The organism is Deltaproteobacteria bacterium, assembly GCA_026388415.1.
Classification (GTDB): Bacteria; Desulfobacterota; Syntrophia; order Syntrophales; family JACQWR01; genus JAPLJV01.
The window spans coordinates 1-12,429 of record JAPLJV010000065.1; the positions used below are offsets into that span (position 1 = coordinate 1).

A 12,429-nucleotide genomic window follows, 5' to 3' on the forward strand; every position below is an offset into this window, starting at 1 on the left:
TCGTCTCTGTCTTTGACAATAGATGCTCTAATCGCTCCTTCTGGTCATCGCTTAATAATGTCGGTGGTCGCATATCTCCCTCCATAGTTTTTTATGGAGGATATTATATATTAGTTTATGTATGAATGCAACTTAGTATTAGTTGCCGTCGCGTCGCATTCGGACAAAAAGTCAGTGAAGCGTGGTTTACCGCATGTATTCTGGATCCTGTATCTTCCTATAGCCGCAGCAGCGATATTGACAGGGACGATATATTTTAACAATATCGAACCCCAGTGGCCGTTCTGGTACACGCTATCACTGCTGCTGGGCATTACCATCGGCTATTTTCTCATTAACCGAAAGGGTATGAGATTGCCCCTAGGCGAAGAGGGATCAACAGAGAAAACCTGGCTGTTGAAAGTAAGGAATATTCTGAGACTGAAAAAGGAAGCACAAGTTCCCGCCTGGCCACGGATGAAGCTTGGTGCAGCCTTCCTGATCGTATCGGTCTTCGCTGTCGCCACTTATATCTATATTGACAACAGTGCCCGTGAAGAACTTGCCCGGTTCCAAACGGAAACGACAGATCTATTGCAGCAGATGACGCCACCTCGTGCGCCCGATGCCCAGAACGCGCGCCTGGTTTATGAACAGGCATCAAAATCACTGGGGGCGGAGAAAGACCTTCCAAAGTGGATTAAAGACAAGCCGGCCGATGTATCCAGGCAGGAGATTGCCGATTTCGTGGAGAAGAACCGGAAAACGCTGGAGCTCCTCTATAAGGCCGCCGCTCTGCCGAACTTCAGCTACGATGTGGATATGACAAAACCTGCCTATGCATGGCCCCTTCCTCAATACGGTTCTTATCGCAGGATGGGTGACTTGCTCTATCACTCGGCCTGTCTGAAAGCCGATGCCGGGGATGCGGCAGGCGCCATGAAAGATCTGTCGGTGATAGAAACAATGTCAAACCATTTCCGAACGGATCGGACCCTTATCGCGACATTGGTCAGCTTTGCCATAGATAATGGACGAGTGCGGGGAGCAGAGTATGTTCTTTCCCGTCTGCCCGATCGTGCCTTGAGGCAGCCCTTACCCGTAAAGACACACGCAACAGCCCTTGAAACTATCTATAAGGCGTTGCGATATGAGTATGCAATGATGAGCCAGGGGCTTCCTGCCGTTGCTTTAGGAGGCTCGTTTTCGGATGTGTCGTCATGGGCGCCTCTCATGAGCTTTTATCGGGTTTTTTTCGTCACCGGTGACATGAAGGCACAGAAAGTACAAAGCTCAATCATGTCCAGGCCGGTCTGGACGTACGAAGAACTCCAACGCAATAACAAGGAAGCAATTCAGGCCGTGAAAAACACAAGAGGGCTTCTAACCGCAGTAAATCTTGGTTCTGCTGGATACGATCGTTACATTCATCGAGCCATGTCCTATGAAACCAATCAAGGACTGGCCGATCTCGGTTTTGCAATGAATGCATACAAATCAACAAAAGGAAACTATCCGGAAAAGCTCGATGAACTTGTTCCGGACTACATAGACCGGATTCCCAACGATTCCTTTGACGGAAAGCCTCTCAGGATGAAATCCGTCAAGGGCGGACTGGAGCTTTACAGCATGGCCTCTCATCCGGATATCAAGCCATCTGGAGGCACCCAAGATCCGATCAACTTCTACCTCGGCAAAGAAGTCTATGAGGAATTTCGTGTGCAGCCGGCACGGGAAAAGCGGATCAAGGCAGAACAAATGAAATCGCAGCCGCCCGAGGCCAGGAAGGGAGATGAAGGCGCAAAAAAGTCTGAAGCGAGTAAATAAATGTATTTGGGCCGGCCCAGACTTGAGATCACTCTCGGAAATCTCAGATTTAGGCCATATACGGGTTTAATTTTAAACTGGCTCAGCTAAAGACTATAAACTTTTCAATAGGTTTGACGGGCATAAGCAAAGCTTTTATAAAAAGGAGGGGAAAACGAGCGAGGCAACGTACTTCTTCACGCGAACGATGGGTGAGGGAAAGGGCACTCTCGAAGGCAAATTCGCCTCATCAGGATCTCCGAACATCCAAGCCGCTGAAGCTGCAATTATTCCGCTGAAGAATCTTGCCGGACTCTACTGGTTCGTAGAACTAGCGGGGGAACACAGGTCTTTGTCAACCGAAGAAATTGCCTTTGCTCTGGAAAGCGGCGGCCAGGCAAGGGCCATCAGTGGGCCGTTTCTGACTATGGGGGAAGCAGAACAAAGCTTGGAGCGTTATTGGGATATGATCCTGAGCGATGATGACGACTGACAACGGCTCGGAGCTACTTTAAACCCGCTCCTGCCTCCCAGGCCTACAAAGAAAGAAGCCATGTATTATTCATTACTGACCTTGACGTTTGTATTGTGTTGCCATAGTGATAATAACATGAATTGGGGACGCTGTTGATAATACCATAGGGTGAGTTGCCATATGCCTGCGATGTCTGAAAGAATCTATATTTTCCCATACAGAAATGGTGACCCCGGCTTGACGATGCCATTCCCCTATTGGTGGAACCGTAGTGAATTTATCAAAAGATATCAGGAGCGCGAAATTGATCTCGGTAATCCCATTGATGCCAATTTTGTATGGGTACTGAATTCGGCAGAAGCCGTGGCCTGGAACGAAGAGTGTGTTAAGCGCTTTACCAGCGATCCGCTCAGTCAAAATCCGCAAATAATCGAGAAGCAATATAAGTTGGAGGATGCGCTGATGCAATCGCAGTGGCTGCTTGTAGAATCTTACGAATGGGAGTCCGGTTTTGATTAGACCATGTAAAGGCCTTATGCGAAACTCGTTACAAACAGTAGACGTATGCGATAGGCTGAAAGAAAAAGGGGGTGTAAATACCATGATTGAGAGTCAGGGGGAGTTAAAGCGGATTGATGTTCCTTCTTTTGTGAAAGCAATGACATTCTTTTCCATTGTTATCGGATTGATAGTAATCGTTTTGAATGTCCTTTATTCAATTACGTTTGATGCTCCTGTATTATTTTGGATGGACAAACTGTCAGTTATTGAGGCGATTATTCTCATCATAGCTGGACCTGCAATTATTGGGTTCGATGTGGCCATCGTTTCTTTCATTAGCTGCCTTATATTCAACTATTCTCTTAAGATTTGCGGGGGGATCAAGTTTCAAATATAAAGCGCGATTGTAATCTTCCGAAGGCGTTATCGTTGATTGGAGGGATTTTATGAAAACGCATGCAATAACCCTTGCGACATTTCTATTTTTTCTGCCAGGTAGTGTGGGATAGAGGGATATTCCAAAAGGAAGAGGGCAGAATAGCAGCCGTGCCCGCCTGCCGGTTTTCGAGAAAAGATTTGACAAAACAAGGATATAAATTATAGCATGACCCCAAAAAAGCATTTGGGCCGTTGCTGCAATGATGAAGAAAACTGAAGACATTAAAATCTTGGGGACCCCTCGCGTCGCAAATTTACTGAATAAGGATAGAGCGTTGGAAATAATCGCCAACTTCTCCGAGGCGGCGGTTCTGGTCGTGGGAGACATTATGCTCGACCACTTTATATGGGGAAAGGTGGCGCGTATTTCACCGGAGGCGCCTGTCCCGGTGGTGGATGTCCAGGCTGAGAATATCATGTTGGGCGGCTCTGCCAACGTGCTCAATAATATCCATGCCATTGGCGGCCGGGCCTTGGGGACTGGCGTTGTGGGCGCCGATGAGATGGGCGAGAGATTGTGCCAGGAATTTCTTGCCCGGCAGATCGAAACCGAGGGTGTGATTGTGGAAAAAGGACGTCCCACGACCTTGAAAACCAGGGTTGTTGCCCACGGTCAGCAAATAGTCAGATTTGACCGGGAAAGCAGATATCCAGTAGCGAAAGACAGCATTAAGCGGATCATAGCTTATGTAAAATCGCGGCGTGATCAGATAGGGGCCATCGTCGTTTCCGATTACAATAAAGGTCTCATTACCCAGGATCTGCTCGACGGGATCAGAAAGGTTGTTTTTGGGCGGAAGCTGGTTGTTTGCGTAGATCCGAAGCGGGACGATTTTTCTTTCTATCGGGGTTTTGACGTTATCACACCTAATCACCACGAGGCAGGGCGGGCGCTGGGCATAGAGATAAGCAATGAAGCCGACCTTTGCCGGACGGGCGCCACCCTCATGGAACGATTTGATTTTAAAGCGGTGCTGATCACTAAAGGGGAGGAGGGGATCAGCCTTTTTGAAAAGGGCAGCACTTTGATCCATACCCCCTTTCCCACGGAGGCCAGGGAAGTATTTGATGTTACGGGCGCCGGGGATACTGTCATAGGAGTCTTTGCCCTGGCCATGGCGGCCGGCGCGAGCTTCAAGGAAGCGGCTGTGCTGGCAAATCATGCTGCCGGGATCGTCGTGGGGAAGATCGGCACGGCCACGGTTTCGCGGGAAGAGCTTGCCAAATCCCTATGAGCGAACCGAAACCGGCCGAGGTCGTAAAGCTTTTTACCAGTATCCTTTTTTCAGAAAAAGTAGTATTGCCCTCTGTACTTTCGGCACTTACCGAGGAATATGGCGTAACCGACTTTATCAGCCCTGCCCGGCCTTTTTTGTATAGCGACTACTACTGCCGGGAGATGGGCTTGAACATGGAAAGGCTTTTTGTCGCTTTTGCCGCGTTGATCCGGCCGGAATCACTTCCGGAAGTCAAGCTGCGGACCAATGATATGGAGAAGGAATTTTCCCGGGCGGGCGGACGCAGGGTCAACATAGATCCGGGTTATTTATCATCGGCGCACCTTATCCTGGCGACCGGCAAAGGTTATGCGCATCGCCCTTATCTGCGCGATGGCATTTATGCCGATCTGACCTTGATGTATTATGAGAAGTCCTTTCAAACGCTTCCCTGGACTTATCCTGATTACGGGGAAAAGGAGACCCGGGGGATGTTTAATCGCCTCCGGGCGAAATATGTCGTCCAGGTTAAAGGACATAGACAGGATTGATAAATGATTAAAAGTATGACGGGTTATGGGCGGGCCGAAGCCATTGTGGGCGGTAAGAGAATCGTGGTGGAGATCAAGTCTTTGAACCACCGCTTCCTGGAAGTATCCTTGCGTTTGCCCGGCGCTCTTTCTTCCCTCGAACTGGAGTTAAAGAAGAAGATCAATGCCAAATTCTCCCGCGGCAAGATAGAGGTTGGCGTCCGGATGGACTCCAGTGTTTCCCCTGAAAGAGGGGCCGGTCTTGATCTCAATATGCCCCTCCTCAGAAACTATCATTCGCTGCTCAGTAAGATGAAAGAGGAGCTTGATCTGCCCGATGAGATAAGCCTGGCTGTCATGTCCTCATTTAGGGATATTTTTGTTTCCCAGGATGATGACGACCTGGAGGCTGTCTGGCAAAAGCTGGAAGTTTTGCTGGAGGAGGCCGTAGCCATGCTGATGGTGATGCGGGCCAAGGAAGGTGAAGCATTGGTCCGGGATCTCCGTTCCAGGATTAATGTGGTGGAGCAGACTGTTGAAATCATTCAGAATCGGGTGCCTCAGGTGCTTACGGCCTACCAGAAGCGATTGACGGAGAGGATTAAGGAACTGGTGGGGAATATGGAGATTGACGCCGCCCGTTTAATGCAGGAAGTCGCCATCATGGCTGAAAAAAGCGACATTACCGAAGAGATTGTCCGTTTTCGGAGTCATATCGCTCAATTTATCGAGATGCTGAAAGGCGATGAGGCGGTGGGAAGAAAGATTGATTTTCTCATCCAGGAGATGGGGCGGGAGGCCAACACCATCGGTTCCAAGAGCAATGATGCGGAAATATCCATAGGGGTCATAGAAATCAAAAGTGAACTGGCCCGCATACGGGAACAGGTGCAAAATCTTGAATGATAATAAAAAAGAGTTGGGCCTATTGGTAGTCATTTCCGCTCCTTCCGGGGCCGGCAAGACTTCAATCTGTCGGCGTCTGCTTGATAAGTGGCCGAACCTGAGATTCTCCGTGTCCCATACCACCCGAACGCCCCGCCCGGGTGAACAAGACGGCAGGGATTATTATTTTATTTCCACGGCAGTCTTTAAAGAAAAAATTGCCCAGGGTGAATTTGTCGAGTGGGTGGAAAACTACGGTCAGTTCTATGGAACGGCGCGGGCCACAATTCAACCCTTGCTGGAGCAGGGCTTTGATCTGCTCATTGACGTGGAACCGCGGGGCGCCAAGGAATTAAAAATAAACTTCCCGGGTGGTATTCTTGTCTTCATTCTTCCCCCTTCCTGGTTAGAATTGAAAAACAGGTTGATAAAAAGAGGATGCGAGGAAGAAGATGCCATCAAGGAGCGTCTGCATAAGGCGCGTGAGGAAAGCAGGGCGGTTGTGTGGTATGATTATGTAATATTCAATGACCGCCTCGTTGAGGCGGTGGATCAGATGAACGCCATTTATCTGGCGGAAAAAACAAGGCGGGAGCGCTTGATGGGGCGGATTAACAGTCTTTTTGACCAGGGATGAATGAACAAATATTGAATATAAATTGGAGGCAGGAGAAAAGATGGCAAGAATTACAGTTGAGGATTCCTTAAGAAACGCCAAAAACAGATTTGCCCTCGTTTTACTGACGGCAAAAAGGGCCAGGCAACTTTTGAAAGGATCACAACCTTTGGCGGAGATCAGAAATAACCGGGAAGTTGTGTCGGCGCTGCGTGAAATAGCCGAAGGCAAGGTCATGTACGCTTATCCGGAGCGTTTGCGGGGGGCTAAGGTGTATTATAGGCAAATCCCGGATGACACTGAATTTATCGGCGATGAAGAATACACGGATTAGCAACCCGCCGGAGTGCTTGGCGCCACTTATTATATACGGAATAAATCCACTTTTGGAACGGATAAGACAGGGTGGTCAGGGGATAAGCGAGATTATTGTGGCGGCCGGCAGAAAAGGGGCGGCAGTTGACAATATCCTGTCGTGGGCGTCGGTAAAGGGCATACCGGTAGCCTGCAAAGACAAGTCCTATCTCGACCAGGTGTCCGGCGACGGCGCCCACCAAGGCATTGCTGCTTTGTGCGCAGCCTATGCCTATGTCAATATAGACGCATTGATTGCCAACAGCACGCAGGCAAATCTTATCCTGATGCTTGATGGCATAACGGATCCGCATAATCTGGGCGCGCTGATCAGAACAGCTCATTGTCTGGGTGCCAAGGGGGTAGTAATACCGGAAGATAGGGCGGCGGCGATCACGGCGACGGTAATCAAGGCCTCTGCCGGAGCGGCCTACTGGCTGCCAGTAACTCGGGAGGTAAATCTTGCCCGGACCATTGACTACTTGAAGGAGAAAGGCTTTTGGATCTACGGCGCCGATGCCGACCAGGGTACGGACGTAAACCAGTTTGCCGATGCAGGGCCGGTTTGCTTGGTAATGGGCAGCGAAGGTAGCGGCATCAGGCCGCTCGTCAGAAAAAAGTGCGATTTCCTGTTGTCCATTCCCATGGCGGGCAGTCTTCATTCTTTAAACGTTTCCGTTGCCGCAGGTATCATTATGAATGAGATAGCGAGAAAACAGGGAAGGAAGAATTAGCGATGCCGATATTTTTATGGTCAGCAACGACCAAAAAGGGTGAGTCCAAAAAAGGGGAAACGGAAGCCGCCGACGAGGCAGCGGTCAAAGGAATATTGCGCCGTCAGGGGTACAAGGATTTTACGGTAAAGAAAAAACCGAAAGATCTCTTTGAAAACGTCGCTTTCATGCAGCAGAAGATCACGGAGAAAGATGTGGTGGTCTTTTGCCGGATATTCTCCACGATGATCAGTGCGGGTCTGCCTCTGATTCAGTGTCTCGACCTCCTTGGCAGGCAGGAGCAGAACAAGACCTTCTCCAAGGTGATCGGGACCATCAAGGCGGATATTGAAGGAGGCTCAACGCTGACCGACGCCCTCAGGAAATATCCGGAAATATTTGACGCCCTTTTCGTCAATCTCGTGGCGGCGGGCGAGGTCGGCGGTATTCTGGACGTGGTTCTCGGGCGTCTGTCCGGTTACATGGAGAAGGCGCTGAAACTGAAAGGCCAGGTCAAGGGGGCAATGTCCTATCCGATCATCGTTCTGGTCATCGCGACCGCTATCGTGGCCGGACTCCTGATTTTTGTCGTCCCGACTTTCCAGAAAATGTTCGAAGGGATGGGTGGAGCCCTGCCCGGACCGACGCAGTTTCTGGTGGACGTAAGCCAGGCCTGTCAGAAGTACTGGTTCCACGCGATCGTCAGTGTGATGGCACTCCGTTATGGATTAAAAAAGTACTATGCGACCGAAAAGGGGACACTTTTCTTCGATGCGCTGATCTTGAAAGCCCCGATCTTTGGTCCGCTTCTGAAGAAAGTGGCCGTGTCCAGGTTTTCGAGGACCCTTTCCACGATGATGCAAAGCGGTGTCTCGATCCTGGAAGGGCTCGACATCGTGAGCAGGACTGCGGGAAACAAAATCATCGAGCTCGCCTTGGTCAAAACGAAGCAGAGCATCAGCGAAGGGAGAACGATTGCCGAACCCCTGGCGGAAACGGACATCTTTCCCGGAATGGTCGTGCAGATGATTGCCGTCGGTGAGGCGACGGGCGCCTTGGACGCCATGTTAGAGAAAATCGCCGATTTCTACGATGATGAGGTGGATGCGGCGGTTGCAGGGTTGACGGCGATGCTGGAGCCTCTCATGATGATGATTCTGGGGCCCATAGTAGGCTTTATACTCATCGCCATGTATCTGCCCATCTTCAAGGCGGCCGGTTAGCCGCGGGGTAGGTTGGGGGCAATTGTCAAGCGGTGCGCAAGGGAAATGCCAGTGTCCGGCAGGAAAGATCGTGAATGAAAAAAATGGTCGGGATGGCGCGATTTGAACGCGCGACTCCTGCGTCCCGAACGCAGTGCCCTACCAAGCTGGGCCACATCCCGATACCCAGCGCACCATATATAATTTGTATTCAATTGTCCATTACTTTTTTTATGTCAGAAGTGTAATGATAACGGATAGGTGAGGGTTTGTGATTATTTACGATCTGAAATGCGAGAACGCCCACAAGTTCGAGGGCTGGTTCCAGAACAGGAAGGCTTTCGAAGAGCAAAAAGGCCAGAAGCTTATCAGTTGCCCCATCTGCGGTAGTTCTAATGCAGAGATTGCGCCTTCTTCCCTTACTGTTGTGAGCAGGGACAGCGCGGTAGAGAAAACAAAACAAGAGGAAATTTCTCCTCTGCAAGCTCTGCAGATGTTAAGTGAATTTATTGATAAAAATTTTGAAGATGTCGGCGCGAGCTTTGCCGAAGTTGCTACCCGCATTCACAATGGTGAGGAGACCGAGCGGAATATTAAAGGTACTACCACGAGAGATGAAGAAGAGGCGCTCCGGGAAGAAGGTATCCATTTTATCAAAATTCCCGCTCCGAAGTTTGACAGTTGATCATGAATGGTTGCCGGTCAAAAAAATGGGGTAATTGTGACGTCCGATAAGATTAGAAAATCATCCCTTGCCGGTTCCTGGTATCCAGGTAATCCCAGGATCTTGCGGACAAGCATAGACGACTTTTTCCAGCGAGTCCCTGAAGAGTCAATTCAGGGCAAAATTGTTGGTCTGGTGGCGCCGCATGCCGGCTACATTTATTCTGGCCAGGTGGCCGCTTATGCTTATAAAATGCTGCAAGGGCATGTTTTTGATGCGGTTATTGTAATCGGTCCGAGCCACCGCCTCTCCTTCCGGGGGATTTCCATTTATGACCAAGGCGGGTATGAAACGCCGCTGGGTACAGTTCTTGTGGACAGCTCACTTGCCGACCGGATCAAATCGGAAAGTCGTTTGGTGGCGGCGAATCCTTCTGCCCACCTGCTGGAGCATTCGATCGAAATTCAACTTCCCTTTCTGCAGTATGTGCTGGGTGAATTTTCCTTTGTTCCCCTGCTGATGGGAGACCAGGACCGCAAGACCTGTGAGGATTTGGCAGCGGCCATTGTCAAGGCAGTGGGCCAGAAAAAGATTTTAGTTGTAGGTAGTTCCGATCTTTCCCACTTCCACAGTTATGACCAGGCGCTGAAGTTGGATGCGCTGGCGCTGGGCTATTTAGAGAAAATGGATGCCGAAGGTTTTTTAAAGGGCCTGGAGGAGCGGCAATTTGAGGCTTGCGGGGGAGGACCGGCCGCCGTGACGATGATGGCGGCAACAAGGATGGGGGCTTCCAGCGCCAAGCTTTTGCGGTATGCCAATTCGGGAGACGTTACAGGCGATAAGCAAAGTGTCGTGGGCTATGGGGCCGCTATGTTCTGTACCGATTAGCAATCCGGAGGGACGAAGATGATAGGGAAGTGTGACGGTGCCGGTGTTGGGTTAACCGCTGCGGATAAAAAATTGCTGCTAAAAATAGTCCGGACCAGAATTGAGGCGGCGCTGGCGGGAAAAGTTGTTTCGGAACTACCTGAGTTACCGGAAATATTCCAGCAAGAGAGAGGCGCTTTTGTGACTCTCGAAAAACATGGTCAGTTGCGGGGCTGCATTGGTTATATAGAGGCCAGAAAACCCCTGTATGTTACCGTTGCAGAAATGGCGGTCGCGGCAGCTTTTCACGATCCGAGATTTTCGCCTTTGCAGCAGGAAGAGTGGCCCGATATTACAGTGGAAATATCAATTCTTTCGCCTTTGCTGGAAATTAAAGATATTTCCGAAATTGAAGTCGGCCGTCACGGTCTTTACATCGTTCAGGGGGGGCACAGTGGCCTGTTGCTGCCGCAGGTGGCAACGGACTATAAATGGGATCGGCTGACCTTTCTCCAGCAAACTTGTCATAAAGCGAGGCTGCCGTCTGATGCCTGGCAGGATAAGCAGACCAGGATTTTTATATTTTCAGCAGATATTGTCGGTGCTGATGAAGAACAGATTCGCGAAAATACTTAGGCTTCAATTAAATAATGTAAAAATTTGCTTGACAAACGGACGCATTCAAACTAAGTTCCGCGATTCGCGGTTTGAGCGGCATTTGTTGTTGCTTGCCGATGACAGAGGGTCAGGAAAGAGAGCGGTGGTGGATTCGGCTGGCGTAGCTCAATCGGTAGAGCAGCTGATTTGTAATCAGCAGGTTGCGGGTTCGAGTCCCATCGCCAGCTCCGGTTATTAGTGTATTACTGCGACGGAGGGGTTCCCGAGTGGTTAAAGGGAGCAGACTGTAAATCTGCCGGCGGAGCCTACGGAGGTTCGAACCCTCCCCCCTCCACCAGTTTTTTAGCGGGAGTAGCTCAGGGGCTAGAGCGTCAGCCTTCCAAGCTGAGGGTCGCGGGTTCGAATCCCGTTTCCCGCTCCATAATTGATGGTGATTTGCCCACGTAGCTCAGTCGGTAGAGCACATCCTTGGTAAGGATGAGGTCACCAGTTCAATCCTGGTCGTGGGCTCCATTACAGAGAATTGGGAGTGAATGGGTTAATTATGAGAAACATCATTACCTTGGCTTGCACGGAGTGTCGGCAACGGAATTACACAACGACTAAAAATAAAAGGACCATGCAGAACCGTTTGGAATTAAAGAAATATTGTCGGTTCTGCCGGTCCCATAAAGTGCATCGGGAAACAAAATAGCTGGTGTTTTGGCGTGAAAACAGGCCAGTAGCTCTAATGGCTAGAGCGCCGGACTCCAAATCCGGATGTTGGGGGTTCAAGTCCCTCCTGGCCTGCCATTTATTGTTTTGTAAGAAGGTGAGGGATGGTAAAGCTAAGCGAAATTTTGGCCCGTGTGAAGCGCTTTTTGAGCGAAGCCAGGGCGGAACTGAAAAAGGTGACGTGGCCTACCCGCAAGCAGGCCTTGGCCTCAACGGCAGTGGTAATCGTGGTCGTGATTATTGTGTCGGTATTTCTGAGTTTGGTGGATTTAGGGTTGACGAAAATAATAAAATTAATACTGGGTTAAGTAAATGGCCTTCAGGTGGTATGTCGTTCATACGTATTCCGGTTTTGAAAATCGGGTCAAGGTTTCCTTGCAGGAAAGGGTTGCCTCTGCGGGCATGGAGGAATTTTTCCCCGATATTCTTATCCCGGAAGAAGACGTTGTGGAATTGGTATCAGGAGAAAAAAAGACTTCCAAAAGGAAGTTTTTCCCGGGCTATATACTGGTCAGAATGGAGTTGAACGACGAAACCTGGCATGTGGTGAAGGACACCCCAAAGGTGACCGGCTTCATCGGCAGCAAGGATAAACCATTTCCCATCTCGGACAAGGATGTGGATCTGCTGCGTACGAGGATTGATGAGGGGACATTGAAGCCCAAGCCCAAATTCAAATTTGAAGTGGGTGATCATGTGAAAATCATTGACGGCCCCTTCACGAACTTTGACGGTGTCATTGATGAGGTGAAGGCAGAGAAGGGCAAGTTGCGCGTTATTGTAAGCATTTTTGGCAGGCAAACGCCGGTGGAATTGGATTTTATTCAGGTTACTCAAGTGTGAGTGGCAG

At 49.9% G+C, this 12,429-nt stretch carries 17 protein-coding genes and 6 tRNA genes; 22 read left to right on the top strand and 1 reads right to left on the bottom strand.

The window, feature by feature from the left end; genetic code table 11:
- Positions 1 to 237 precede the first annotated feature (237 nt).
- The 11 genes from NT140_13260 to NT140_13310 all read left to right on the top strand — a co-directional run bounded on the left by NT140_13260 (position 238) and on the right by NT140_13310 (position 8,737).
- Entirely contained in the window at positions 238 to 1,806 is a 1,569-nt protein-coding gene (locus NT140_13260; GenBank protein MCX5832827.1) for a hypothetical protein, read from the top strand.
- A gap of 187 nt (positions 1,807 to 1,993) precedes the next feature.
- On the top strand, positions 1,994 to 2,278 hold the full coding sequence (locus tag NT140_13265; GenBank protein ID MCX5832828.1) for a hypothetical protein: 285 nt from the start codon (positions 1,994 to 1,996) through the stop codon (positions 2,276 to 2,278).
- Between the two features lie 162 nt (positions 2,279 to 2,440).
- A complete protein-coding gene (locus NT140_13270) occupies positions 2,441 to 2,779 on the top strand; it encodes a hypothetical protein (protein MCX5832829.1) in 339 nt (112 codons plus the stop codon).
- Positions 2,780 to 2,861: 82 nt separating this feature from the next.
- Positions 2,862 to 3,158 carry a hypothetical protein gene (locus NT140_13275; protein ID MCX5832830.1) on the top strand — a complete coding sequence of 99 codons (297 nt, stop codon included), beginning with the start codon at positions 2,862 to 2,864 and terminating at the stop codon, positions 3,156 to 3,158.
- Positions 3,159 to 3,474: 316 nt separating this feature from the next.
- Complete coding sequence (rfaE1, locus tag NT140_13280) at positions 3,475 to 4,434, top strand: D-glycero-beta-D-manno-heptose-7-phosphate kinase (GenBank protein MCX5832831.1); 960 nt, start codon at positions 3,475 to 3,477, stop codon at positions 4,432 to 4,434.
- Positions 4,431 to 4,967 carry a DUF4416 family protein gene (locus tag NT140_13285; GenBank protein ID MCX5832832.1) on the top strand — a complete coding sequence of 179 codons (537 nt, stop codon included), beginning with the start codon at positions 4,431 to 4,433 and terminating at the stop codon, positions 4,965 to 4,967. The genes rfaE1 and NT140_13285 overlap by 4 nt, the downstream gene beginning before the upstream one ends.
- Before the next feature lie 3 nt (positions 4,968 to 4,970).
- Entirely contained in the window at positions 4,971 to 5,852 is an 882-nt protein-coding gene (locus NT140_13290) for a YicC family protein (GenBank protein ID MCX5832833.1), read from the top strand.
- Positions 5,845 to 6,468 (top strand): guanylate kinase, encoded by a 624-nt coding sequence (gene gmk, locus NT140_13295; GenBank protein MCX5832834.1) that lies wholly within the window; start codon positions 5,845 to 5,847, stop codon positions 6,466 to 6,468. Before NT140_13290 ends, gmk begins: the two co-directional genes overlap by 8 nt.
- A 40-nt stretch (positions 6,469 to 6,508) precedes the next feature.
- Entirely contained in the window at positions 6,509 to 6,781 is a 273-nt protein-coding gene (gene rpoZ / locus NT140_13300; GenBank protein MCX5832835.1) for a DNA-directed RNA polymerase subunit omega, read from the top strand.
- Positions 6,762 to 7,535: a 23S rRNA (guanosine(2251)-2'-O)-methyltransferase RlmB gene (gene rlmB / locus NT140_13305; protein MCX5832836.1), complete on the top strand. Its 774-nt coding sequence runs from the start codon at positions 6,762 to 6,764 to the stop codon at positions 7,533 to 7,535. The genes rpoZ and rlmB overlap by 20 nt, the downstream gene beginning before the upstream one ends.
- A 2-nt stretch (positions 7,536 to 7,537) precedes the next feature.
- On the top strand, positions 7,538 to 8,737 hold the full coding sequence (locus tag NT140_13310; GenBank protein ID MCX5832837.1) for a type II secretion system F family protein: 1,200 nt from the start codon (positions 7,538 to 7,540) through the stop codon (positions 8,735 to 8,737).
- Positions 8,738 to 8,821: 84 nt separating this feature from the next.
- Here the strand turns inward: NT140_13310 and NT140_13315 are convergent.
- A tRNA-Pro gene (locus NT140_13315) sits at positions 8,822 to 8,898 on the bottom strand.
- Between the two features lie 89 nt (positions 8,899 to 8,987).
- On the opposite strand from NT140_13315, the gene NT140_13320 reads away from it, so the two are divergent.
- From NT140_13320 to nusG, 11 genes are all read left to right on the top strand, one after another.
- Positions 8,988 to 9,401, top strand: a complete 414-nt coding sequence (locus NT140_13320; GenBank protein MCX5832838.1) for a DUF1178 family protein — start codon at positions 8,988 to 8,990, stop codon at positions 9,399 to 9,401.
- Positions 9,402 to 9,437: 36 nt separating this feature from the next.
- Positions 9,438 to 10,268: an AmmeMemoRadiSam system protein B gene (gene amrB / locus NT140_13325; GenBank protein MCX5832839.1), complete on the top strand. Its 831-nt coding sequence runs from the start codon at positions 9,438 to 9,440 to the stop codon at positions 10,266 to 10,268.
- 18 nt (positions 10,269 to 10,286) lie between these two features.
- Positions 10,287 to 10,883: an AmmeMemoRadiSam system protein A gene (amrA, locus tag NT140_13330; protein ID MCX5832840.1), complete on the top strand. Its 597-nt coding sequence runs from the start codon at positions 10,287 to 10,289 to the stop codon at positions 10,881 to 10,883.
- A 136-nt stretch (positions 10,884 to 11,019) separates the two neighbouring features.
- A tRNA-Thr gene (locus NT140_13335) sits at positions 11,020 to 11,092 on the top strand.
- Between the two features lie 25 nt (positions 11,093 to 11,117).
- Positions 11,118 to 11,202, top strand: a tRNA-Tyr gene (locus NT140_13340).
- 8 nt (positions 11,203 to 11,210) lie between these two features.
- Positions 11,211 to 11,286: transfer RNA gene (locus NT140_13345), tRNA-Gly, on the top strand.
- Positions 11,287 to 11,302: 16 nt separating this feature from the next.
- Positions 11,303 to 11,378, top strand: a tRNA-Thr gene (locus NT140_13350).
- A gap of 31 nt (positions 11,379 to 11,409) precedes the next feature.
- Entirely contained in the window at positions 11,410 to 11,559 is a 150-nt protein-coding gene (gene rpmG, locus NT140_13355) for a 50S ribosomal protein L33 (protein MCX5832841.1), read from the top strand.
- Between the two features lie 21 nt (positions 11,560 to 11,580).
- A tRNA-Trp gene (locus tag NT140_13360) sits at positions 11,581 to 11,657 on the top strand.
- Positions 11,658 to 11,683: 26 nt separating this feature from the next.
- The gene (secE, locus tag NT140_13365) at positions 11,684 to 11,887 is read left to right on the top strand and encodes a preprotein translocase subunit SecE (GenBank protein MCX5832842.1); all 204 of its coding nucleotides are present in this window, start codon (positions 11,684 to 11,686) and stop codon (positions 11,885 to 11,887) included.
- A gap of 4 nt (positions 11,888 to 11,891) precedes the next feature.
- Positions 11,892 to 12,422, top strand: coding sequence for a transcription termination/antitermination protein NusG (gene nusG / locus NT140_13370; protein ID MCX5832843.1), 531 nt, complete (start codon positions 11,892 to 11,894; stop codon positions 12,420 to 12,422).
- Positions 12,423 to 12,429 lie beyond the last annotated feature (7 nt).

Excerpts from the sequence above, each read along its gene's own strand:
- NT140_13265 (MCX5832828.1), top strand. The coding sequence starts at position 1,994 with ATGGGTGAGGGAAAGGGCACTCTCGAAGGCAAATTCGCCTCATCAGGA.
- NT140_13270 (MCX5832829.1), top strand. The coding sequence starts at position 2,441 with ATGCCTGCGATGTCTGAAAGAATCTATATTTTCCCATACAGAAATGGT.
- NT140_13275 (MCX5832830.1), top strand. The coding sequence starts at position 2,862 with ATGATTGAGAGTCAGGGGGAGTTAAAGCGGATTGATGTTCCTTCTTTT.
- NT140_13285 (MCX5832832.1), top strand. The coding sequence starts at position 4,431 with ATGAGCGAACCGAAACCGGCCGAGGTCGTAAAGCTTTTTACCAGTATC.
- NT140_13290 (MCX5832833.1), top strand. The coding sequence starts at position 4,971 with ATGATTAAAAGTATGACGGGTTATGGGCGGGCCGAAGCCATTGTGGGC.
- rpoZ (MCX5832835.1), top strand. The coding sequence starts at position 6,509 with ATGGCAAGAATTACAGTTGAGGATTCCTTAAGAAACGCCAAAAACAGA.
- rlmB (MCX5832836.1), top strand. The coding sequence starts at position 6,762 with ATGAAGAATACACGGATTAGCAACCCGCCGGAGTGCTTGGCGCCACTT.
- NT140_13310 (MCX5832837.1), top strand. The coding sequence starts at position 7,538 with ATGCCGATATTTTTATGGTCAGCAACGACCAAAAAGGGTGAGTCCAAA.
- amrA (MCX5832840.1), top strand. The coding sequence starts at position 10,287 with ATGATAGGGAAGTGTGACGGTGCCGGTGTTGGGTTAACCGCTGCGGAT.
- rpmG (MCX5832841.1), top strand. The coding sequence starts at position 11,410 with ATGAGAAACATCATTACCTTGGCTTGCACGGAGTGTCGGCAACGGAAT.
- secE (MCX5832842.1), top strand. The coding sequence starts at position 11,684 with ATGGTAAAGCTAAGCGAAATTTTGGCCCGTGTGAAGCGCTTTTTGAGC.
- nusG (MCX5832843.1), top strand. The coding sequence starts at position 11,892 with ATGGCCTTCAGGTGGTATGTCGTTCATACGTATTCCGGTTTTGAAAAT.